Origin of the sequence: Pseudoalteromonas sp. NZS71_1 (genome assembly GCF_015864305.1) — a bacterium.
Classification (GTDB): domain Bacteria; phylum Pseudomonadota; class Gammaproteobacteria; order Enterobacterales; family Alteromonadaceae; genus Pseudoalteromonas; species Pseudoalteromonas arctica.
In genome coordinates this window covers 421,304-442,870 of the sequence record NZ_JADYXM010000001.1, presented here as the reverse complement: position 1 = coordinate 442,870, position 21,567 = coordinate 421,304, and the positions used below count along the sequence as shown (strand labels likewise).

The 21,567-nt window shown below is 39.1% G+C and carries 22 protein-coding genes; 12 read left to right on the top strand and 10 right to left on the bottom strand.

Annotated features, from left to right (window positions below; translation table 11 throughout):
- Positions 1-28: 28 nt before the first annotated feature.
- Positions 29-871, top strand: coding sequence for an amino acid ABC transporter substrate-binding protein (locus I6F43_RS01870; protein WP_197100685.1), 843 nt, complete (start codon positions 29-31; stop codon positions 869-871).
- Between the two features lie 296 nt (positions 872-1,167).
- Positions 1,168-1,761: a thymidine kinase gene (locus I6F43_RS01865; RefSeq protein ID WP_007582344.1), complete on the top strand. Its 594-nt coding sequence runs from the start codon at positions 1,168-1,170 to the stop codon at positions 1,759-1,761.
- On the opposite strand, the gene ltaE is transcribed toward I6F43_RS01865, so the two are convergent.
- Together ltaE and rlmF are read right to left on the bottom strand one after the other, a co-directional pair.
- Entirely contained in the window at positions 1,735-2,739 is a 1,005-nt protein-coding gene (gene ltaE / locus I6F43_RS01860; RefSeq protein ID WP_197100683.1) for a low-specificity L-threonine aldolase, read from the bottom strand. The genes I6F43_RS01865 and ltaE overlap by 27 nt on opposite strands.
- A gap of 40 nt (positions 2,740-2,779) precedes the next feature.
- On the bottom strand, positions 2,780-3,712 hold the full coding sequence (rlmF, locus tag I6F43_RS01855; protein WP_197100681.1) for a 23S rRNA (adenine(1618)-N(6))-methyltransferase RlmF: 933 nt from the start codon (positions 3,710-3,712) through the stop codon (positions 2,780-2,782).
- A gap of 128 nt (positions 3,713-3,840) precedes the next feature.
- Here rlmF and I6F43_RS01850 point away from each other — a divergent pair, with 128 nt between their 5' ends.
- Positions 3,841-4,794, top strand: coding sequence for an alpha/beta fold hydrolase (locus tag I6F43_RS01850; protein WP_197100679.1), 954 nt, complete (start codon positions 3,841-3,843; stop codon positions 4,792-4,794).
- Here the strand turns inward: I6F43_RS01850 and I6F43_RS01845 are convergent.
- The 3 genes from I6F43_RS01845 to I6F43_RS01835 form a co-directional block, all read right to left on the bottom strand.
- Complete coding sequence (locus tag I6F43_RS01845; protein ID WP_197100675.1) at positions 4,742-6,175, bottom strand: tetratricopeptide repeat-containing sulfotransferase family protein; 1,434 nt, start codon at positions 6,173-6,175, stop codon at positions 4,742-4,744. The two genes, I6F43_RS01850 and I6F43_RS01845, sit on opposite strands and share 53 nt — an antisense overlap.
- Positions 6,176-6,426: 251 nt before the next feature.
- Entirely contained in the window at positions 6,427-9,009 is a 2,583-nt protein-coding gene (locus tag I6F43_RS01840) for a TonB-dependent receptor plug domain-containing protein (protein ID WP_197100673.1), read from the bottom strand.
- A 316-nt stretch (positions 9,010-9,325) separates the two neighbouring features.
- A complete protein-coding gene (locus tag I6F43_RS01835; RefSeq protein WP_076925739.1) occupies positions 9,326-9,496 on the bottom strand; it encodes an oxidoreductase-like domain-containing protein in 171 nt (56 codons plus the stop codon).
- Positions 9,497-9,601: 105 nt separating this feature from the next.
- On the opposite strand from I6F43_RS01835, the gene I6F43_RS01830 reads away from it, so the two are divergent.
- Entirely contained in the window at positions 9,602-10,024 is a 423-nt protein-coding gene (locus tag I6F43_RS01830; RefSeq protein WP_024600540.1) for a hypothetical protein, read from the top strand.
- Between the two features lie 87 nt (positions 10,025-10,111).
- Positions 10,112-11,473, top strand: coding sequence for a leucyl aminopeptidase family protein (locus I6F43_RS01825; RefSeq protein WP_197100671.1), 1,362 nt, complete (start codon positions 10,112-10,114; stop codon positions 11,471-11,473).
- Positions 11,474-11,493: 20 nt separating this feature from the next.
- Here the strand turns inward: I6F43_RS01825 and gloA2 are convergent, their stop codons facing one another.
- Together gloA2 and I6F43_RS01815 are read right to left on the bottom strand one after the other, a co-directional pair.
- A complete protein-coding gene (gloA2, locus tag I6F43_RS01820) occupies positions 11,494-11,880 on the bottom strand; it encodes an SMU1112c/YaeR family gloxylase I-like metalloprotein (protein WP_197100669.1) in 387 nt (128 codons plus the stop codon).
- Positions 11,881-11,951: 71 nt separating this feature from the next.
- Entirely contained in the window at positions 11,952-13,031 is a 1,080-nt protein-coding gene (locus I6F43_RS01815; RefSeq protein ID WP_197100667.1) for a ketoacyl-ACP synthase III, read from the bottom strand.
- A 153-nt stretch (positions 13,032-13,184) separates the two neighbouring features.
- Between I6F43_RS01815 and I6F43_RS01810 the strand changes: the two genes are divergently transcribed.
- The 7 genes from I6F43_RS01810 (at position 13,185) to I6F43_RS01780 (ending at position 18,925) form a co-directional block, all read left to right on the top strand.
- Positions 13,185-14,492, top strand: a complete 1,308-nt coding sequence (locus I6F43_RS01810; RefSeq protein WP_197100665.1) for a metal-dependent hydrolase family protein — start codon at positions 13,185-13,187, stop codon at positions 14,490-14,492.
- Between the two features lie 8 nt (positions 14,493-14,500).
- Positions 14,501-14,905 (top strand): nuclear transport factor 2 family protein, encoded by a 405-nt coding sequence (locus I6F43_RS01805; protein ID WP_024600535.1) that lies wholly within the window; start codon positions 14,501-14,503, stop codon positions 14,903-14,905.
- 61 nt (positions 14,906-14,966) lie between these two features.
- Positions 14,967-16,208: a sensor histidine kinase gene (locus I6F43_RS01800; protein ID WP_197100916.1), complete on the top strand. Its 1,242-nt coding sequence runs from the start codon at positions 14,967-14,969 to the stop codon at positions 16,206-16,208.
- Positions 16,205-16,732, top strand: coding sequence for a response regulator transcription factor (locus tag I6F43_RS01795; protein ID WP_165735898.1), 528 nt, complete (start codon positions 16,205-16,207; stop codon positions 16,730-16,732). Before I6F43_RS01800 ends, I6F43_RS01795 begins: the two co-directional genes overlap by 4 nt.
- Positions 16,733-16,759: 27 nt before the next feature.
- A complete protein-coding gene (locus tag I6F43_RS01790) occupies positions 16,760-17,185 on the top strand; it encodes a thiol-disulfide oxidoreductase DCC family protein (RefSeq protein ID WP_197100662.1) in 426 nt (141 codons plus the stop codon).
- 918 nt (positions 17,186-18,103) lie between these two features.
- Positions 18,104-18,526, top strand: a complete 423-nt coding sequence (locus I6F43_RS01785) for a hypothetical protein (RefSeq protein WP_121953605.1) — start codon at positions 18,104-18,106, stop codon at positions 18,524-18,526.
- A gap of 120 nt (positions 18,527-18,646) precedes the next feature.
- On the top strand, positions 18,647-18,925 hold the full coding sequence (locus I6F43_RS01780; protein ID WP_008171402.1) for a peptidylprolyl isomerase: 279 nt from the start codon (positions 18,647-18,649) through the stop codon (positions 18,923-18,925).
- A 73-nt stretch (positions 18,926-18,998) separates the two neighbouring features.
- Here I6F43_RS01780 and I6F43_RS01775 read toward each other — a convergent pair whose 3' ends face one another.
- The 3 genes from I6F43_RS01775 to I6F43_RS01765 all read right to left on the bottom strand — a co-directional run bounded on the left by I6F43_RS01775 (position 18,999) and on the right by I6F43_RS01765 (position 21,520).
- Positions 18,999-19,346: an energy transducer TonB gene (locus I6F43_RS01775; protein ID WP_197100660.1), complete on the bottom strand. Its 348-nt coding sequence runs from the start codon at positions 19,344-19,346 to the stop codon at positions 18,999-19,001.
- A 170-nt stretch (positions 19,347-19,516) separates the two neighbouring features.
- Positions 19,517-20,176, bottom strand: coding sequence for a DsbA family oxidoreductase (locus I6F43_RS01770; RefSeq protein ID WP_008134379.1), 660 nt, complete (start codon positions 20,174-20,176; stop codon positions 19,517-19,519).
- 123 nt (positions 20,177-20,299) lie between these two features.
- Complete coding sequence (locus I6F43_RS01765) at positions 20,300-21,520, bottom strand: M24 family metallopeptidase (RefSeq protein WP_197100658.1); 1,221 nt, start codon at positions 21,518-21,520, stop codon at positions 20,300-20,302.
- Between the last annotated feature and the right edge of the window lie 47 nt (positions 21,521-21,567).

The following is a 21,567-nucleotide window of genomic DNA, read 5'->3' as shown; positions in this document are numbered from 1 at the left end:
TAGATTTAGTTTATAAATAAAAATCACTATGAAAATTAGAACGTTACTTTATATTTTTGTTTTGAAGTGTATTGTTTTTTGCGATGGCGTTACGGCCAAAGAATTACTTTTTTGTTATGAAGATAAAAACGCAGCACCACTATTTTTAGGTGTTGATAAGGCTATACCTATTGATCAACCTGATGCCTCAGTTGAGGTTTTAAGTTTATTAGATAAAGCGATTGATGGTGTTGAGATTAAGTTTGTTAGAAAACCATGGCGTAGATGCTTAAGCGATTTAGAATTTAATCGAGTTAATGCTGTTATTGCCAGTTACCGCAAAGGACGAGAAAACGTTGCTGTTTACCCTGTTGATCAGCAAGGTAAGTTACAAGATGACTATGCAGTAAGTGAATTTAGTAGCTGCCTTATAGGGCGATATAAATTTCATAAAGAATGGGAGACTCGCGAAGTATTTCAAAATAAAGCATTTACTATAGCTATTCCTAATGGCTATGGACTAAATAGCGCGTTGAAAGAAGAACCATTTTTTATTCATAATACGTTTTCTAAAAGCAAAGCTTTTGAGTTGCTAGATAAGGGCGTGGTGCAGGCGAGCGTTGATCTGTGCCAAGTTGATGGCTTAAAAGTGTCGAGTTATCCGTATGAGGGTAATAATGTTAAACCTATTTATCCCCCTTACGAAACCAGCCATGGTTACCTTGTTTTTTCAAAAAAATTCTACGAAGAAAATAACACTCTAAGTTGGGAAATGTGGCAATGGTTATCAAAGTTTGAAAGTGCACCTGTGTATATTAAATATTTACAAACACTTAGGGCCTGTTTATCTTTCGAGGTTGAATTTGCAGCAGACTGTTTGGTATTTAGGTAAGGCAGAGCCTATATAGTGTGGTTATTCACCATAAATAGGCGATAACGCAGCATAAATGCCAAACATGCGCTGCCCGAAGGGTTTTGCCTAGGGGCAATTTACTCTTTGTTGCTCGGTTTTTACTTAGCCCGCTAGGTTACAAACCTCACGCCGCGATTAAATAGCCCCTAGGTTGAACAAATTTTAATCCTGAAAGGTCAACAGGCCCTAATAACCTCATTAAATTCGCGTTTGTAAATTGGTATTAATTTAATATTAAGGTAGCATAAGCGCACTTTTTATAAAATGGCACCGCAATGGCTCAATTATACTTTTACTACTCTGCAATGAACGCAGGTAAATCAACCACGTTATTACAATCTGCATTTAATTATAAAGAACGTGGCATGGAACCTGTGATCCTTACTGCAGCCATTGATGATAGACAAGGCGTAGGTAAAGTATCGTCTCGTATTGGCTTGCAAGCTGACGCGCATGTATTTGATGCTAGTAAAGATGTATTTGATCTTATTCAATCACTCAACAATGATAAAAAACGCCATTGTGTGTTAGTTGATGAATGCCAATTTTTATCAAAAGAACAAGTAATGCAATTAACCGATGTGGTTGATGAATTAGGTATACCGGTATTGTGTTATGGCCTGCGTAATGACTTTAGAGGCGAGCTATTTATAGGGTCGCAATACTTACTTGCGTGGGCTGATAAGTTAGTTGAGCTTAAAACTGTATGCCACTGCGGGCGTAAAGCTAACCATGTACTTCGTACCGATGAAAATGGTGAAGCAATAGCCGATGGTAATCAAGTAGAAATTGGCGGCAATGACCGATATGTTTCGGTATGCCGCAAACATTATAAAGCCGCGTTAAATATGGGCCGACAAAGCATTTAAAAATGTATCAATATCTTCGCGCGTAATATCTAAATGCGTTACTAGCCTAAGCTGCTTGCTTGGGCTAAATAATATACCTTGTTGTTTAAGTGCCTCTGCAATCTCTTCAATGTTTATACTGTTAGTGTAAGTTGCGTAAACCATATTAGTGGTGTTACTCATATCGACAGTAAAGCCACTGATTTCACTTAATTGTTGAGCCAAATAACGTGCATTTGCATGATCGTCTTTTAAGCGCTCTACATTGTGCTCAAGTGCAAACTGCCCAGCGGCTGCAAGCATTCCGGCTTGGCGCATACCGCCACCAAGTACTTTTCTCCATCGTCTTGCTTTATTAATAAGTGCTGGTGAGCCTAATAATAAAGAGCCTACGGGCGCCCCCATACCTTTAGATAAACAAATAGAAATTGAGTCAAAGTGCTTTGTGATTTCAGTGATATCAATATTTAGCTCAACAGCGGCATTAAAAGCACGTGCGCCGTCTAAGTGCAGCGCTAAATTATGCGTGTTAACAAAGTCACGAGCTTGGGCTAAGTACTCAAGCGGGAGTACTTTTCCGCCTATGGTATTTTCTAAGCTAAGTAATCGCGTTTTTGCAAAATGACAATCGTCTGGTTTTATTGCTGCAGCTATTTTACTAAAAGGTATACTGCCATCAGCATCGTTTTCAATAGGCTGTGGTTGCACAGACCCTAAAACAGCTGCTCCGCCGCCCTCAAACTTATAGTTGTGAGCATTTTGGCCACAAATGTATTCGTCACCTCGTTCACAATGCGCCATTATTGCAAGTAAGTTGGCTTGTGTACCTGAGCTACAATAAAGTGCGGCTTTAAAGTTAAAACGCTTACACGCATAGGCTTCTAGTTGGTTAACGCTTTCATCATCACCGTATACATCGTCACCAACCGGTGCGCTGTACATAATATCGCGCATTGTGTTTGTTGGTTTTGTAACTGTATCAGAGCGAAAATCTATCATGATTGCCTTATCCTTTTTATTGTTTTTAATAAAATTGGTATTAATCAAGCTCGCTACAAATTTGCTCACGAGTGTCTTTATCAAAGTAAGTCCATGCAATAAAGCGGCTGATTTTTTGACCTTGTGCCATATCAACTATTTTATATTGTGCTATTGGGTGGGCTTTTAATACTTCTTCAAGAGCTGCAATATTATCTTTTTTGGATACTAACGACGTAAACCACAGTACTTGCTCTGCAAAGTCTTCGCTCTCTTTAATCATGTTAGAGATAAACTGTACTTCACCGCCTTCACACCATAATTCATTATTATGGCCACCAAAGTTAAGTGTGCTACTGGGTGTTTTTCCTAGGTTTTTCCACTTACGTTCACTGCCTTTACTTGCCTCTTCTTCGCTTGCATGAAACGGAGGGTTGCAGAGCGTTAAGTGGTATAAATCTTTTTGATTTACAACGCCTTTAAAAATATGTGATGCGTTTTTTTGTTGTTTTAGGGTTATTTTTAAACCATTAAACTGAGCAATTTGCTTTGCTATTTTTACCGAAGCTGCATCAATATCAGTCCCTGTAAAATGCCACTTATATTCACTTGTACCAGTAAGCGGATAAACTAAGTTAGCGCCAGTGCCAATATCAAGCACTTTAATTTGCTTACCTAAAGGTATTTGTTGTTGGTTATCATCACTTAATAAGTCGGCTAAGTAATGAATGTAGTCAACACGCCCAGGTATAGGTGGACATAAGTTGTGCTCGGGAATATCCCAAAAATCAATATTATAATGTGCTTTCAAAAGGGCTTGATTGAGTGTTTTAACGGCTTTGTTATCACTAAAATCAATACTTTTAGTACCTGCAGGTGTGGTTATAACAAAAGGCAGTAGAGCAGGGTGCTCTGTTGTTAATAAATCGAAGTCGTACCCATTTTTATGTAGGTTACGAGGGTGTAATTTTGAACGTGCTTTATTTTCTTTCATGGCTTCATTTTAACAACAGATATGATGTGGTGATTGTAACAAATGCTGATGAGTAAAGTGCAGACATTTCCTTTGGTATATTTAATATTGCTGGTAGGATGAGTTGAAAATAATAAAAAGGAATAACTGTGGCGATTTCTCAGCAATCAATAATTATCAATTTAGCTGATCAACAAACACTTCATTTACGCCGTATCAGCGATGAAAATCAGCAAGGGCCTGTCGTATTTTTTATGCATGGAGCTGTAGAAAACGGTAAAATTTTTTACACCCATTCTAATAAAGGACTAGCCCCTTTTTTGGCTGAGCATGGGTACCGATGCTATGTGGCTGATTTACGTGGCCGAGGTGATAGTAAGCCGATTATTTCAAGTGACGCTAAGTACGGTCAAACCGAGGCCATTTTAGAAGATATTCCAGCCTTTATTAAGCAAATAGAGTTGATTGAAGGCAAGAAGCCTGACTACTGGGTCGCTCACTCTTGGGGCGGGGTATTGATGAACAGCGCGTTTGCACGTTTTCCAGAATATATTAATGATGTAAAAGCGTGTGTGTATTTTGGCTCTAAGCGCTCTTTATTTAATAATCATCCTCAAAAATTATTACAAGCCAATTTAATTTGGTATTTTATGGCACCTTTACTTGCTAAAAAACACGGCTATTTAAATGCTAAAGGTTATAAGTGGGGAAGCGATAACGAAACTCAAAAGTCGCATTATCAAAGTATGCAATGGGCTAAAAAGAAGCCATGGATAGATTCTGATGATAATTTTGATTATGCAAAAGCTCTAAACAACCTGCATTTACCGCCAACGCTTCATATTGCTGCGGTAAAAGATAAAGCATTAGCGCAACCAATCGATATTCAAAAATTTATGGACGAATCAGGGCCTGGCATTCAACAAATGCGAATTTACGGTCGTAAACACGGGCATAATTTTGATTACGATCATATTAATATGCTTACCCACCCAAGTGCGCGTGAAGATCAATTTAAAGATTTACTTAATTGGTTTAAAGCACATCCGATTAACTCTCATCAAGTAACTTTAAAAGAGGTGTTTTGTAACGCTCCCACTTAGCGATTGCGGCGTTATTAATAGGTTGGCGAATAGCATGTTTACTCAACGTGGTTACCGGTGTTTTTTGTTTATAAAACGCTAAGCAGCGCTGTTCAAAATGACAGTTTAAAAAACTAAGTAACTGCCTTAGCTGCTCTTTTGGGTTACTCACTAAATCTTCGTAACTGACATCATAAATTGGCATACCTTTAAAGGAGTGCCAATGGCTCATCAGTTTTTCATACACACTATGGTAAAGCTTAAACTCAGGTAGTGAGCAAAAATAAGGCTCGTTTTCAGCAAAGTAATTAGTGAAAATAGAAAACGCTGTAGCATTAAAATTACGACTTAAGTTTATAAATTTGGCATTTGGAAATAGGATATATATTAGTCCGAGCGACTGATAATTACTCGGCAGTTTATTTATTATAAAAGGTCTGATGGGCGATGCTGTTTTTAATGTTGTGATATAAAGCTCGCGGGCTTTTTTGATTAAGTCAGGCGTTAAATGCGCTAAACATTGCGGGTAAGCAACTCCCGTTTTTTGCTCGATAAAAGCAACCGCGTTATTACTAATACTCGTACTTTCTCCTAGGCTCGAAAACTGACTATGGCTTGCCAGCATTTGCTCCAGGAGGGTAGAGCCACTACGAGGCATACCAATAATAAATACAGGTGTAATATTACCTGTAAATTTTTTATCGGCAGAGGCAATAAATTCCTCGGTGTTGTATTTTATTATTTCATCGTAAAAAGGGATTAAATCTTTAGTGTTAAATTCACTTAATTTTTTTTGTAATTTATTCGCCAATATAAAGTAATTAAATGCTTGCTCGGTATCTTCAAGTGCATCGTAACTGTTTGCTAATGCGTAGTAACACACCATTTTTAAACGTAAATTGCTCGTTTGAGTTAATAAGTGGTGTAAATTACTTACATAATTATGCTCTTTATTAAAGCGGCCTAACTGTACAAGTTCAAATAAAATATAGGCTGTTACTGGGTAGGTGCCAATACTGAGAGCTTGGGCAAACGTTGTATGGGCTTTATCTAATTCGCCATATGTTAAGTAGTGTTGGGCTAGGTAGTAGTGGGGTTCTGGGTTATGACTCGCTAACTTTTTTGCATATTCGAGAACAGTTAACGCATCGTTTGGCGAATTAACACCGTTAAATGCATCAGCAAGGGCATGTAATGGTTCAAGCATATGAGGCATGCGCTCACACGCTTTTTGGAGTAAGTACACGGCAGCGTCATAACGCTCTAATCGTAGGGCAATTCTGCCTAAGCCAAATAAAGCTTCACCATTTTCGGGATTACTATTTAATAGCGTTTTAAAATGAAACTCAGCTTCTTTGAGTTTATTTTGTTGCAGTAGTTGGTTGGCTTTATTAAGTAGCATAGTTATACCAATTTTATTAAAAAAATAATCATTCTATCGCATTAAATAGCGTACTCACTGCGTTAAAAATTATTCATATAGAGCAACTATATATCATAGTTTTCGCCTTGTTATTACGCTATTTTCTGAGCGCTATAATAGAACACTTATTCAATGCAATTGGTATTGTTCATTGTTATTTTTATTAACTATAAAAATTAAAAAGGCGAAATGTCTTTAACATTTCGCCTTTGGTTCTTCATGAAAATAGTTTAGAAAGTATATGTTGCTTTAGCGTAGTAAAAGCCACCGTTAATACCAAACGGAGATGTCTCGTAGAACTGACCACCCCAGTTATTGTTAGGCGTATCAATTCTATCAGCAAAATCTAGCTTTTCAGCGTCTTGGTCAAATATGTTTTGAGCGCCTACGGAGAAGCTAACTGATTCATTTAAGAAGTAAGTTACTTCAGCATCAATAGTGACTGCAGCATCAGCTGTTTTAGCTGTTGCATCATAATCAACGTGAACACCTTGGTATTCGCCGTAGTAGTTTGCACGAGCAAATGCAGAAACTGATTCCCACTGTTGAGACAATGTGAACGTTGCACGATGATTAGGTAAGTCTTCTTCTAAGCGCTTAACTTTAAACGCACCTGTAATCTCACTAAATTGAGTTACTTCAGTATCATTCCAGTTATAAGCAAGGCTAAACGTAGAGCTTCCGCCCATTAGTTCAGCAGTATAGTTTGCAACTAAATCGATACCTTGTGTTGTTGTATCAAAGTCATTTGTAAAAAAGCTTACTTGAGCAAGACCTTGTACATTAGGAACTCCAGCCGCTGCAAGTGTATCTTTATCTGCTTGGCTTAAGTTGATTTTATCTGATTGGCTAATACGGTCATCTACCTGGATGTTGTAGTAATCAAGCGTTAAAAATAACTCGCCGATTGTGTATACAGCACCAAGCGTATAGCTTTGCGATTCTTCCGGCTCAAGCTCTGTACCACCTAATTGCACTGCAATTGGGTTTGTTGGTGGAAGAAGCGCTGAGTCTTGTAATACGCCGCTGTCTAAGCTTGTTTGTACGTTACTTACGTTAGCTTGACCAACTGTAGGTGCACGGAAACCGCTACTTACAGAGCCACGAATGTTTAAATCTTCGGTTAAATGGTATTGAGCCATTACTTTGTAGTTAGTTGTAGTACCAAAGCTGTCGTAGTCTTCAAATCGAAGTGCTACGCCCATTAAGAAATCTTCAGTAAATGGTGCTTCAACATCAACATATGCTGCATAGTTACGACGAGAAAACTCACCTGCTTGTGATGGTTTAAAACCAGGGAAGCCGTTAGAGCCAATACCAAAACCTTGTTCTGTTAAAGGGCCTGCTGTGTAAGATTCTTCATCACCAGAAATGATAGTGAATGTTTCTTCATGCCATTCAAAACCACCGGCAATATTTACATCATAAGCTAAACCAAAGTCGACACCCTTTGATAAATCAAAGTTAAAGTTTTTCTCTAGTTGCTCATATTTACCTGGGCTGAAATCACGTGGTGTATCTGCACCTAAAGAGGCATTAACCGTATCGTAAATAAAGTAACGTGATTCATTTAAACCCACAGTACCGCTTAAGTCATAGTAAGTATCTTTTAAGAAACCATCAGTGAATCGCCCTTTAGTACCGATAGTTAAAGAAGTATCAGTAATGTTGCCGCCAAAGTTAGGTGTAAAACCACCTGGAAGCGATTCGTTAAATGCAAAACAATCTGGGTTGTTCGCTACACCATTTATATAAGCAGGATCATCTAATACGTTGCCATCTGTTATTGCAATAGTAGGACAGTTAGCGCTCATATCAGGTGTTAAATCTGCAACAAGTAGTGTTTCGCCACCATCATTTGAGTAAACGCCAGAACGTGTTTGCGGGTTACGGTAGTAAAAGCCGCCGCGTACATCACGTTCAGAGTAATTACCAAACATGTAAAATTCAGAATCGTTTGTTAGCTCTAAACCTACGTTACCAAAAATTGTAATATCGTCGTTTACTTCTGGTGCGCCCCATACTTGTGCAAGAGAAGATACATCAGGAACACCGGCAGCTGAAAGTGCTGCGGCATCGGCACGTTGAACTGAGCGGCTTGTTGCATCAGCTGTTTTGTACTGAAAACTTAAATTAGCAAAGCCATTGTCGGTAAACGGTAAACCCACGTTACCCGACACTTGTGTTGTATCGCCGTCACCTTCATAAAATTGACCATGGCGGATTTCTAATTTGCCACCTTCAGAAGCGTCTTTTAGTTGGAAGTTCATTACACCGGCTATTGCATCAGAACCATATTGTGCAGCTGCGCCATCACGAAGTACTTCTACTTGTTTAATAGCAATGCTTGGAATAACTGAAATATCTGCGCCTTGCGCGCCATCGTTAATACCACCGCCTAAAAATGCAATTACAGAAGCACGATGACGACGTTTGCCGTTTAAAAGAACCAATGTGCTGTCTGATGGTAACCCACGTAAGTTAGCTGGGCGAACAAGAGAGGCTGCATCGCTAATAGGGTTTTGATGTACGTTAAAAGATGGCACGGCACCTTTTAAAAGTTCAAGCATGTCAGTGTTGCCCGACTTTTCAAGCTCTTCGCCACCAATGATATCGATTGGCACCGGTGAATCACCGATTGAACGTGGAGCTGAACGCGTACCTACTACGGCAATTTTCTCTACGTTTTTGTTTACTTTAGTTTGTTGTTGCTCGTCTGCTGCAACAGCAGTACCTGAAAAAAACAACCCTGCAGTGGTTGTAGCTAAAGCAAATTTGATTGCTTGGTTTAGCGCATTATTTTTTAATTTCATTCTAATTTTCCCCAGTTAGAATAATTCTTATTTTTGAAGCTAATTTCACATCATTTATTTTTTACTTAATTTTTGTTTCACATAAGTTTGAGGTCTTACCTCAAAAGCCTAATCAATTAAGCTTACTTTTTGTGAAGTCCTATCTACAGACTATAGGTAAAAAACGAGGAGAGCAATTGTTAATTAACCGTTTGATAACAAAAAGGTTCAATTTAATAAAAAATGCAACAGTGGTGCAAAGTGAAGTGGAAATGAACTAAATAAGTGCAAATAGGGTTGTTAAGAGGAATTTTAATGCGTTGGAAATATTAAAATGTTATTTATTTGTTTCTTCCTTGTGTTTTTTAATGTTTTGTATGCAGCGCCAAGCCACTAATTTTTCTTTATATTCATCCCACACACAGGGGCAGCAACTACCGCCGCCACAGCATTCATCAGACTTCGGTTTTTCAGGCTTTTGCGGTATTTGACTTGATAAATTTTGCATTATTGTATGTATTTAATACTAATTTGGTGCAATAAGAGTAAGTGAAAGGCCGTAGCAAGTAAATTATTCTTTGTGAACCTGCGCCGCTGTGTGAAAATAAAAGCTATGCGATTATATAAAGTTATTCACCGTGCGCCTTGGCGGGTAGTTAAAATTAGTAAGAAACGCCAACAGCTGCGTTTTCGTCGTGCTATGGTGGCGCTTAAAATCGCACTTGCCCAAGAAAAACAAGAAACCAAGGAAATGCTCTCTATCTATAGGCGCTATACCCAAGGCCAAACAAGTAAAGAGGAGTTAAAACGCGCTAATGAACAGTTTGTTGATATTTTAAAAGGGCTAGGGCTCGGTGTGTTTGCTGTATTACCTTTTGCCCCGCTTACAATTCCTTTAGTTGTTAAATTAGGGAGTTTAGTGGGAGTTGATGTACTGCCAAGCTCGTTTAATATAAACAAATCTATTAAAGAACTTGATGCTAAAATAGATCAAGAAAATCAAAAGCAAGAATCCAAAAACAGCTTAAAAAAGTAACTAAAATCCCTTCAAATTAGCGATACCTTTTAGGTGCGCTTATTGATATGCTCTTAAGTACCATTTTTATATTATATGAGCTTTTTAATGAGTGCATTACTACGTCATACATCTTCTGGTATTCCTTTATCTTTTATTCTTAAAAACGAATTATCTGACTGGCAAGCACAGCAGCCTGCATTTATACAAAATTGGTTAACTAATACAGGTTTTGAAAAGCAAGGTGTTGCTTTAATCCCTGATGCTAAAACTGGCGAGTTAAGCCAGGTATTTTGTTTAATGCAAAGTAGCGATGACTTTTGGGCTGCGGGTAATTTAGCAAATACACTTCCTACTGGTACTTATCAAATTCAAGGCGAGAGCGCTTTTGTTGAGCAAGTTGCTTTAGGGTTTGTGCTTGGTGGTTACGAATTTAGTGAATATAAAGAAAAACCAACAGCAAAAGCGCAATTAGCCATTAGCGATAAAGCGTTGTTTGACCGTATTAGCCAACAAGCTGATGCCATTACACTTGCACGTGATTTAGTAAACACCCCAGCGGTAGATATGATGCCGCAACATTTATCGCAAGTAATGGAAGATTTAGCTGCAACTTACAATGGCGAATTTTCACAGTGGATTGGCGATGAGTTACTAGAGCAAAACTACCCGACTATTCATATGGTGGGTCGTGCAAGCGAAAATAAACCGCGTTTACTTGATTTAAAATGGGGCGCAACAGATGCTCCATTAATTACACTAGTAGGTAAGGGCGTATGTTTTGACTCTGGTGGACTTGATTTAAAACCAAGCTCTGGCATGCGTAACATGAAAAAAGACATGGGCGGCGCGGCGCATGTAATTGCACTAGCGCAGCTTATTATGGCAGCTAACTTACCAATTAGATTACGAGTGCTTGTACCAGCTGTTGAAAATGCAGTATCGCGAAATGCATTTCGCCCAGGCGATGTAATTAAAACGCGCAAAGGCATTATGGTCGAAATTGATAATACCGACGCGGAAGGGCGATTAGTATTGTGTGATGCATTAAGCGAAGCACAAAACGACAACCCTGAGCTAATTATTGATTTTGCTACTCTCACGGGCGCATGTCGTGTTGCACTGGGCACGGAGCTTCCGGGCTTTTTCTCAACAGAGCGCGATGTAGCTAATGGCATTATTGATGCCGGTTTAAGTGTATATGACCCTGTTTGGCAGCTTCCGTTGTTTGAGCAATACAAAAACTTACTAAAAAGTGATGTAGCCGATATGGCAAACTGTGCAAGCACACCATTTGGTGGTGCTATTACTGCGGCGCTTTACTTAAAAGAATTTGTTGAACCAACAACACCATGGGTACACTTTGATGTAATGGCATGGAACTTACGTGCATTACCAGGTCGTCCAACAGGTGGTGAAGCGTTAGGTATTCGCGCGGTGTTTACTTACTTACAAAACCGTTTTAACTAATCTTATATGACTATACGGGGTTAAACCTCGTATAGTTCAAGTGGTAAATTATCTGGATCGGCAAAAAAGGTAAACTTTTTGCCGGTTATTTCATCCACTCTAATATCCTCAACGTTTACACCGCACGACTCTAAATATGTTTTTGCAGTTTGTATATCTGCTACTTTAAAAGCTAAATGTCTTAAGCCTTGTGCTTCGGGATAGCTGGGTCTTGAGGGCGTTTCATCAAACGAAAATAACTCTATTTGACTACCATCGGGCATGGCTAAATCTAATTTATATGAATTACGATCAGCTCTAAAGTGCTCATTAATAACGTTAAGTTTAAGTACGTTGCTATAGAAGTGTTTAGAACGTGCATAGTCACTGCTAATAATGGCAGCGTGATGAATACCTAAAAGTTTCAAATTTAATTCCTTAAAAAGCAAAAACGCACTTAAATTAAGTGCGTTTTAAATGTGGGTTATTACATCTTTTGTTAGCTTTTCTGCGCTTCTTTACATGCTTTAACAGCTGGTGCTACAAGCTCTAAACCAGTTTTATCACATGGTGGTAAAGCAGCATCGCTTACACTAATAGGCGTTACGCGCTCGCCCCATTTTATGTAACTTGCAGCCCATGTAAGGCCTGCACCAAATGCAGCAGACATAATGTTTGAATGCGGTTTAATTAACCCTTGCTCAACGGCTTCACATAACGCAATCGCAATAGTCGCCGCAGAGGTATTACCATATTCACCAATGTTAACCATCACTTTTTCGTCAGGTACTTTTAAACGATGCTGAATAGCCTGAATAATACGTAAGTTAGCTTGGTGTGGAACGAGTACATTAATATCATCAAGGCTCAAATCGGCTTGTTTAAGTACATCGTCGCACGCTTCACTCATGCCTTTTACAGCACGTTTGAAAATTTCACGACCTTCAAATAATAAATCAGATGGACCAATTGGCTCATATTTATTTAAATCACTACCAAAGTTAGTGATGTGTAAAATATCGCGGTCTTCACTGTCACAACCGGTTTTAGTACCAAGTAGACCCGCTGGTGTTTCTGCCGCTTCAAGTACGACTGCACCTGCACCATCACCAAATAATACAGCGCTGTCACGGCGTGCCCAGTTTACGTACCAGGTCATACGCTCAGCGGCAATGACCACTGCTTTTTTGATCATACCCGCTTGAATTTGTGCTGTAGCAGCTTGCAATGCATATAAAAAGCCCGAACATGCCGCGTTTGTATCCATTGCGGCAGCGCCAGTTGCACCAATATTTTTTTGCACTTGTGAGGCGGTATTTGCCACAACAGTAGAAGGTGTACAAGTGGCTAATATCACTAAATCAATATCTTTAGGATCAACGCCCGCGCAAGCAATAGCATGCTTAGCAGCAACGGTTGCCAGCTCGGCGGTACTTACATGGCTCACTCGGCGAGATTTAATGCCTGTACGCGTGGTTATCCACTCGTCGGTGGTATCAACTATTTCACTAATTTCATCGTTGCTAATGCTTGCTGGTGGAATGCATTTACCCCAACCAGTGATATGTGCGTAAGGCATAGTATGTTCTCTTAAGGTGGTCTGACATGTATTTCTAATGGGTGAGTTATACCAAAAAACGGCTTTCAAGACTAGTTTATAGCATGCTTTGTATCGTAAATATTCGCAATTACGGGTTATTTAAGGTAATGCTAGTATAAAAAAGGAGCAAGTATGAAAACAATACTAATAACAACATTCACTTCAATAGCGCTGGCATTAATTGCAAATGGGGCTTTTGCTCAACAGCATAAAATTATTTATGCGGGCAGCTTACTTGCATCCGAGGATCAAAAAGTAAAAACAGAGCAAACGTTAGTCATAACAGATAATACAATAACAGCCATTAAAGACGGCTACCTCACAAAAGCAGAACTTAACCTATCTGATGCCGATATTATCAATCTTAAAAATCAATTTGTAATGCCTGGTCTTATTGATATGCATGTTCACGTTACGTTTGAGCGAGATGCTAAAGCAAACCCTCACCGCTGGGCAACAGAATATGATGCCGATTATGCTTTGCGCTCAATTAAATATTTGCAACGTACGCTCGATGCGGGTTTTACATCAGTGCGAGATTTAGGTAGCGATCATAAAGTTATATTTCCGCTAAAACGCGCTATCGAGAGAAATGATATTAACGGCCCTCGTATTTTTGCAGCGGGTAATACAATATCGCCTACCGGTGGACACGCAGATATGCACGGTTATCGAAAAGATATTACAGATGCGGTTACAGGTGGGATTGGTATTTGTAATGGCGCGGATGATTGTAGCCGTGCGGTACGCGAGGTAATAAAAAGTGGCGCTGATGTAATTAAAATTACTGCCACAGGCGGAGTATTGAGTAATACCGCCGCAGGGGTTAACCAACAACTTACAGATGCAGAGCTGATTGCAATTGTTGATACTGCTCACCACTTAGGGCGTAAAGTTACAGCGCATGCGCACGGTACACAAGGTATAAAAGCGGCCTTAAAAGCCGGTGTAGATTCTATTGAGCATGGCTCTTATTTAGATAAAGAGGCAATAAAGTTATTTAAAAAAACGGGAGCTTATTTAGTACCGACGCTTTTAGCGGGTGCAACGGTAAGCGAAGAGGTGCTTACAAATCCAAATATGCCACCGGCAATAGCCAACAAAGTGCGTGAAGTGACTCCAAAAATGCAGGCTTCGTTTAAACTTGCACTGAAAAACAAGGTTAATATAGCCTTTGGAACAGACTCAGGTGTGTCGCGTCATGGGCTTAATGCTAACGAATTTAGTTTAATGGTAAACAATGGTATGAGCGAAGCCCAAGCTATTAAGTCAGCAACCATACATGCAGCTAAACTACTAGGGCAAAGCGCACTCATTGGCGACTTGAGTGTTGGTAAGCAAGCAGATATTATCAGTGTTAATGGCTCACCGCTTAAAAATATCGACGTACTTAAAAACGTGCAATTTGTTATGAAAGCCGGGCAAGTTTATAAACAATAGGGAAGGTTATGAGCAGCAAAATAAAAGTGTCGTTGTTTAATCATTTGATTGACGCTGAGCGCCAGTTACTAGACCCAGAGATTCGCCAATCTGAGCGCGCATTAGATGCTTTACTCGATGATGAATTTATTGAAATTGCAGCCAACGGCACTACATTTAATAAATACCAAGTACTTACCCGCTTACCTACCGAGGTTGTGCCACAGTTTTATAATCAGCATTTTAAGGGCCGAATGCTGAGCGATGATGTAGTGCAACTTAGTTATCAAGCTGCTTATAGGCGCTCTGCTCGCAGTGAATTTAATTATTCATTGCGTATGTCGCTTTGGCGTCAAACTAACGAACAATGGAAAATGGTGTTTCATCAAGGAACGCCTTGTGCGCCGTTTTCAATTTCGATGGATGATGATTAAAAATCATATAACCGTTAAAATAACCTTATTAAACATTTGATTGGGCAATTACCTCTTGTTAATGCGTACGGACCCCACCATTAGTCGACTATTAATGCTGCGTAGCGGCGCAATTGCCGTGCAATTAATTGCTGTGCTTAGCGTTTATTTTTTACTAGAACATCAGATTGCATTACTGCCTTTGCTGATTGTTATTGCTGTTGAGGCTGTGTTTCAGCTTATTAGCCTGTTTGCCTATCGTAATGTAAGCCGCGCTAAACCTTTGGGTATGTTGATGCAGTTAACCGCTGATGTATTATTTTTAACGGTTTTGCTCTCACTAAGTGGCGGTGCAACTAATGCATTTGTATCGTTGTTATTACTCCCAATAATGATCGCTGCTGTTACGATGCGAGAAAAAGGATTAGCTTATATTGCGGTATTAGCCATTGCCGCATACAGTTTTTTACTGATAAAGATGCCCGATCACAGTATGCATCAAATGAATATGAGTGGTCACTTTATTGGCATGTGGGTCAATTTTGTTTTAAGTGCCAGTGTAATTGCACTTGTTATTGGCGCAATGAGCAGGGCACTTAAAGAGCGAGAGCGAATTATTGCAAACGTGCGTGAAAAACAATTGCGTAATGAACAGCTTGTTACCCTTGATGGGGCCGCTGCACAAATAACCCATCAACTAGCGACCCCAATTGCAAACTTACAGTTACTGTTTGAAGAGTTATTAGAAGATCAACCAAACAATCCTATTGTTAAGCACATGCAAGCGCCGCTTACTCAGTGCAGTACACAACTTAACGACTTTAGAAAACTCTCAGAGCAATTACGTCTTAAAAATTCGCAAGAGCATACCACCGTAAAGCAACTGCAAACACAAATTACAGACACACTTCTACTACAACACCCTGATCAGCACATTAAATGGATTACGCCACCTATTGCAGCAACATTATTGAGTGATGCGATGTTATTGCCCGCTATTTTAAATTTATTGCAAAATGCCGCGCTTGCTAATCAAAAACAAGGTCAAACCCAGTTAGAGCTGAGTTGGCAGCAAGATAACTTACATAGTGAATGCGTTTACTTGTTAATTCGTGATTTTGGCTGTGGCTTTTCGTCATCGCAATTAGCAGAGCTGGGCGGGCAACTTATGCCAAGCGATCAAGGAATGGGGCTTGCTGTGCTTTTATCAAACGTTACTTTTGAGCGTTTGAATGGCTCACTTACCTTGTTTAACCATGCAGATGGCGGCGCTGTCGCCAAAGTTAAACTCGCTATTGTAAACACTGAGAATAACGCCTTATGAAGTTACTTATAATTGAAGACGACATAAATTTAGCCAGCACACTGGCAAGGCGCTTAACTAAACAAGGCTTTATCTGCGAGGTGGCGCATAACCAAAGTGATGCGTTACTTACCGCGCGTAAACTATTGCCCGACTTTATTTTATTAGACATGAAACTAGGTGACGATAACGGACTTGTACTCATAAAGCCGCTGCGTAGTTTGCTCACTCAGGCTCATATTGTTTTACTAACTGGGTTTGCAAGTATAGCAACCGCAGTAGAGGCAATGCGTTTAGGCGCAAACGACTACCTTACTAAACCGGTTGATATGGCAACATTATTAAAAGCGCTTAACACCGAGCCTGTGGCATCGGCATCGAGTGTTATTGATGATGCGGTTATGTCGCCAGAGCGTTTAGAGTGGGAGCATATTCAACAAGTATTACACAGTAATAATGGCAATGTGTCGGTTACCGCAAGGCAACTTAATATGCACAGACGTACTTTGCAGCGCAAGTTACAAAAAAAGCCGGTGCAGCAGTAATTTAGTACTTAATTTAAGGAAAGTGTTATGAGCGATGATGCAGTGACAATAATGCAAAATCAAAAAATTATATTATTTGATGCGCAATGTAAGCTTTGCAGCGCGTGGTGTAACTTTATTATTGCTCACGATAAAAATACTATTTTTAGATTATGCAGCGTGCAATCTCCAAAAGGGGAACTGTTGTTAACACACTTTGGTTTTTCAACAATTGAATATGCCTCAATGGTTTACCTAGAAAACGGTAAAGCGTATACGCAAAGCCATGCTTTTTTTAACGTTGTTAAGCAGCTAGGTTACCCATACAAACTAGCAACTGTATTTAGTATTTTGCCAAATAGGTTTAATAATTGGTTATACGATAGGGTTGCTTTAAACCGCTATACCTTATTTGGAAAATATCAGTACTGCAGAATACCCAACCCAGAGGATGCCAAACATTATTTAACCTGAACGCAGGTAAAGAAATTTACTAATGTTTTGAATCATAGTGCTCCATTAGACAAATACTTTAAGCAGTGGAATAACCGCAATGATGCAATATAAGCTGCTTATGCATCGGTCAGCTGTTAGGGTTTTTTCAATACCTGACACCACCGATGGTATAACTAATGGATTAAATTCAGCTATAAAGAAGGTTGAAATAGCTACACTGTATTGTGAAGCCCTCCTTCTGGAATTAGGTGCTAATATGTTTAAAAAAAGCAAAGTTTTTTTGTCGTAATGTTTTTAGCTTAATTCGCTTGGAGTACTTATTTAGTAGCAATTGTTTCAGAAGGCCTGGCTACGAAAAGTTGGCCTGTGGTCGAGGGTACTGTTATTTTTAGTAATGCATTGCGTATACAACATAACCAGGAGCGCTATATTATAGAGGTCGAATACTCGTATTCAGTTGAGAAAAAGCTATTTGTTGGAAACCGAGTATCTAACTTTAACTCTATGCTTGATAGAACGGATCGAGATTTCTAACTTAAGAAATATGAAATGAGCGATAAAGTTAATGTTTATTATAACCTTAGGGAGCCTAGTAAAGCCTACCTAATAGTCGGTGTGGACTACGGTATTTATCTTTTGTTGTTTGCGCTTATAGCAATGGTAGTTTATTCAGCCGTGAATTTAAGAAGGTTATTTAAAAACTGATTTTAGAAAGGCTCATAGCAGAGGCAGAAAACTAATTGGGTTAGGTTTTTTCTTCTTGCCTTTGGTTGATTACTGCTAATCTTGAGGTATTAATTTATACAAATTGATAGGTTATAAAATGACTAGGCCTCTCAGGTTAGAGTGTACGGATGCGTTATAGGGCTATCCTCCCCGAAAATTAATAGAAGCCAAATGTATAATTTTTTCTTATTGTAAACATAGGAGGAAAATATGAAAAAATTTATATCTATGTCTAAATTGTTATTTTTAATAGTATCTGTTTTTTCTGTAAAAGCATTTCCTTTACAGGAAAATATTGAATGTAAAAAAGTATCATGGGGTCAACTGTTTAAGAATCAAAGTGAGCTGATTGGAACTAAAGTGTGCTTAGTTGGATATTATGGACACCTTGTTTTTTATGAAGATCATGCAGCTTTAGAGAATATGTCAAAGCAATACTTAGTATTCCCATTTTACGGTGATGTAACGGAGGGGTTTGTTAAGCGTTGTAGCGATAGAATGCTTTTAGTGGAGGGCGTTATTTCCAGCCATGAAAAAAGTAAAGCACCACGAATAAGGAAAGTAACTAGGTTAAGCCCATTCTCAGACCCTGAATATAGCTGCTTAGATCAAATATCAGGTTTCGTGAATTAAAGTGTACTATTAAGTGTTGCCAATTATTAGATTGGTTAGCTATAAGTAGATGCTAGGTTTAGGTGGCTGTGCTAAAATCGCCGCGTTTAATTTTAGCTAACGGTATAAAAGGCTTTTTTCATGGCAAACACAGCACATGCACTTCACATTTTGGTTAAGCACAAAGAAATTGCAGAAGATATTATTAAGCAATTGGGTAAAGGTGCAAAGTTTCAAACCTTAGCTAAAAAGTATTCATCATGCCCATCGGGTAAAAAAGGCGGGGATTTAGGTGAATTTGGACGCGGGCAAATGGTCCCACAGTTTGACAAAATTGCATTTAAAGGTGCAATTTTAGAACCCCACCTAGTTAAAACAAAATTCGGCTGGCATGTTATTAAAGTGCTTTATCGTACTTAGTTTACTTTTAAGTAAGAAGTAACCTTCGCTATATAGAAAAAGGCTGCAATGTGCAGCCTGTTTTAGTTAGTTATTATTTTGCTAAATTAAAATCTATAGTCATTTCTAAATTCTCATCAACTACCGCAATACCATTAACTACTTTAGGTGCGTAACGCCATTTAGAAAGAGAGCGAATCGCTGCTTTATCAAAAATTTTCACAGGCTCAGCTTTAATCACTTTAATATTAATGGGCTTACCAGATGTATTTACATCAAAAGACATTGTCACACTACCTTCAATTTTTTCACGGACACTTTTAATTGGATACTCCGGAGGACTGGGCATTATTAGCGTAGAGTGAGGGTTATCAGGTAGAGGTGTTGTCGAACATGCGGTTAAAAGAAACAGTGAAGTTAATGTTGTAATTATATATTTCATTATAAATCCCTTTATAGGTATTATTATCGATTTGTTAAATGTAGTTTCTATAATGACACCAAAAGAGATCTAAGGTAAATAACAACTTTGTATTATTTTTGAACTGATAAATATATAAGAAAGGCTGCAATGTGCAGCCTTTTTTAAGTATTAAACAACAATTTTACTCGTTAAGCGTCTTGCTTGGCTTCTTCTTCACTAATTTGTTTTAGTGCTTGAATGAATGAGTCGCTTGGTTGTCCGCCAGTGAGTGCATATTTATCGTTTATGATAAATGTAGGGACGGAAGTAATACCCATCTGTTTAAAGTTGTCTTGCTCTTGGCGTACGTCTTGTACGTATTTGTCTGAATGTAGAATACCGCGCGCAGTTTCTTTATCAAGACCCACTTTTTCAACAACGTCGAGCAGTGCTTCTTCTTGATTTAAGTATTTTAAATCTGTGAAGTGCGCTTCAAAAAAGGCGAGTTTTAACTCGGTTTGCTTACCTTCTTCACGTGCCCACATTAATAAACGATGCAAATCAAAGCTGTTGATCATGATGCGTTTGCCATCAAAATTAAAGGTAAACCCAGCACGTTGACCGGCTTCGAACATGTTTTTACGATTTTCGTCGCCTTGTTCTTCACTTAGGTTGTACTTTTGCATTAAATGTTCGTTTAAATCCTGACCTTCAATTGGCATATCTGGATTTAGTTCAAAAGGATGCCACGTAATATCTGCGCTCATTTCGTCTTTAAGTTGCTCTAGTGCAGTTTCTAGGTTTTTATAACCCACTACACACCAAGGGCACATTACGTCTGAAACGATATCAATTTTAAAGTTTTTCATATTTATCCTTTTGAGGATTGCTTATAACTAAGTATAAAAAAGGATATTGGGATTAATTTAGCTTTATCAATACCAAACTAAAAAGAGCAGCTATACAGCTGCTCTTTTAGAAGGTAATAATCTTTAGGCGTTAAGCCCAAATGGGTCGTCAATGCTATAACTTGGTTGTGTAAACCAATGAGGGCCGTTGTCGGTCATGTAAAAATGATCTTCTAAACGCACGCCAAATTCATCGGGTATAACTAACATTGGCTCGTTACTAAAGCACATGCCAGGGGCAAGTGGGGTTTTATCACCGCCAACTAAGTATGGCCATTCGTGAATGTCTAGCCCAATGCCGTGCCCCGTTCGATGCGGGCAACCCGGTGTTTGGTACTGCGGACCTAGCCCTTGCGCCGCTAAATAAGTACGTGCGCCCGCGTCTACGTCTTCGCAGGTAGCACCGATTTTAGCGGCATTAAACGCGGCCATTTGCGCTGCTTTTTCATGATCCCAAAACATCCGTTGGCGCATTGTAGGTTCGCCAAATACATAGGTACGGGTTATATCAGATAGGTAATCGTGTACTTTACAGCCGGTATCAATTAATACCATATCGCCTTTTTTAAGTACTTGGGCGTCTTTAACACCGTGCGGAAAAGACGTTGCAACACCAAATAAAACAATACAAAAATAGTTACCTGGCGCGCCTACTTTTTGATGTACTTGCTTAATAAAGGCTTCAACTTCGGTGGTGGTTACTCCCTCATAAAGCATGCTTGCTGTGGCTTGATGCACGGCTAAGGTCATATCCATCGCGCGCTGCATTAAGCTAAGCTCGTGAATTGATTTATGCATACGGCAATGCGCCGTTACAGGTTGTGCGTTTATGAGTGTTAAACCCGTTTGCGCTTTATTAATGCCGTCGAATATAAAAAATTGTGCGCTTTCATCAATGCCAATGGTTGCGTTTTCATTAATATTTAACTTTTTTAGTACTTCGACAAAAAGTGCATAAGGATTTTCGTGCTCTTGCCACCCATGAATAGGTCCCTCTATTACTTTAAACCCGTTTAGTGAACCAATTTCGAAATAAGGCGCAATGTATTGTACTTCACCAAGGGCCGGTAATATTGCGCCAACCATGCGCTCGCTCGCGTACCATTTCATACCTGTAAAGTAGGTTAGGTTGGTGCCAGCGTTTAAATAAATTGCATCTATGTTGTTTGCAAGCATATAAGCTTGCGCTTTGGCTATGCGCTCTAAATGTTCGTCAGCAGCAATAGGGGTTAGCGTTTGCGTCATATTACTTAGGCTTGCCAGCGCTTGCTCGCTTGATTGTGTACCTATGCCTATAGTGGTCATGTTTTTCTCCTTGGATTTTTAGCTAGTGTGATTAATACCAAGGTAAA

What these genes read in the sequence shown, in the direction of transcription:
- I6F43_RS01870 (WP_197100685.1), top strand. Translation starts at nt 29, where the DNA reads ATGAAAATTAGAACGTTACTTTATATTTTTGTTTTGAAGTGTATTGTT.
- I6F43_RS01865 (WP_007582344.1), top strand. Translation starts at nt 1,168, where the DNA reads ATGGCTCAATTATACTTTTACTACTCTGCAATGAACGCAGGTAAATCA.
- ltaE (WP_197100683.1), bottom strand. Translation starts at nt 2,739, where the DNA reads ATGATAGATTTTCGCTCTGATACAGTTACAAAACCAACAAACACAATG.
- rlmF (WP_197100681.1), bottom strand. Translation starts at nt 3,712, where the DNA reads ATGAAAGAAAATAAAGCACGTTCAAAATTACACCCTCGTAACCTACAT.
- I6F43_RS01845 (WP_197100675.1), bottom strand. Translation starts at nt 6,175, where the DNA reads ATGCTACTTAATAAAGCCAACCAACTACTGCAACAAAATAAACTCAAA.
- I6F43_RS01840 (WP_197100673.1), bottom strand. Translation starts at nt 9,009, where the DNA reads ATGAAATTAAAAAATAATGCGCTAAACCAAGCAATCAAATTTGCTTTA.
- I6F43_RS01835 (WP_076925739.1), bottom strand. Translation starts at nt 9,496, where the DNA reads ATGCAAAATTTATCAAGTCAAATACCGCAAAAGCCTGAAAAACCGAAG.
- I6F43_RS01830 (WP_024600540.1), top strand. Translation starts at nt 9,602, where the DNA reads ATGCGATTATATAAAGTTATTCACCGTGCGCCTTGGCGGGTAGTTAAA.
- I6F43_RS01825 (WP_197100671.1), top strand. Translation starts at nt 10,112, where the DNA reads ATGAGTGCATTACTACGTCATACATCTTCTGGTATTCCTTTATCTTTT.
- I6F43_RS01815 (WP_197100667.1), bottom strand. Translation starts at nt 13,031, where the DNA reads ATGCCTTACGCACATATCACTGGTTGGGGTAAATGCATTCCACCAGCA.
- I6F43_RS01810 (WP_197100665.1), top strand. Translation starts at nt 13,185, where the DNA reads ATGAAAACAATACTAATAACAACATTCACTTCAATAGCGCTGGCATTA.
- I6F43_RS01805 (WP_024600535.1), top strand. Translation starts at nt 14,501, where the DNA reads ATGAGCAGCAAAATAAAAGTGTCGTTGTTTAATCATTTGATTGACGCT.
- I6F43_RS01800 (WP_197100916.1), top strand. Translation starts at nt 14,967, where the DNA reads ATGCGTACGGACCCCACCATTAGTCGACTATTAATGCTGCGTAGCGGC.
- I6F43_RS01795 (WP_165735898.1), top strand. Translation starts at nt 16,205, where the DNA reads ATGAAGTTACTTATAATTGAAGACGACATAAATTTAGCCAGCACACTG.
- I6F43_RS01790 (WP_197100662.1), top strand. Translation starts at nt 16,760, where the DNA reads ATGAGCGATGATGCAGTGACAATAATGCAAAATCAAAAAATTATATTA.
- I6F43_RS01785 (WP_121953605.1), top strand. Translation starts at nt 18,104, where the DNA reads ATGAAAAAATTTATATCTATGTCTAAATTGTTATTTTTAATAGTATCT.
- I6F43_RS01780 (WP_008171402.1), top strand. Translation starts at nt 18,647, where the DNA reads ATGGCAAACACAGCACATGCACTTCACATTTTGGTTAAGCACAAAGAA.
- I6F43_RS01775 (WP_197100660.1), bottom strand. Translation starts at nt 19,346, where the DNA reads ATGAAATATATAATTACAACATTAACTTCACTGTTTCTTTTAACCGCA.
- I6F43_RS01770 (WP_008134379.1), bottom strand. Translation starts at nt 20,176, where the DNA reads ATGAAAAACTTTAAAATTGATATCGTTTCAGACGTAATGTGCCCTTGG.
- I6F43_RS01765 (WP_197100658.1), bottom strand. Translation starts at nt 21,520, where the DNA reads ATGACCACTATAGGCATAGGTACACAATCAAGCGAGCAAGCGCTGGCA.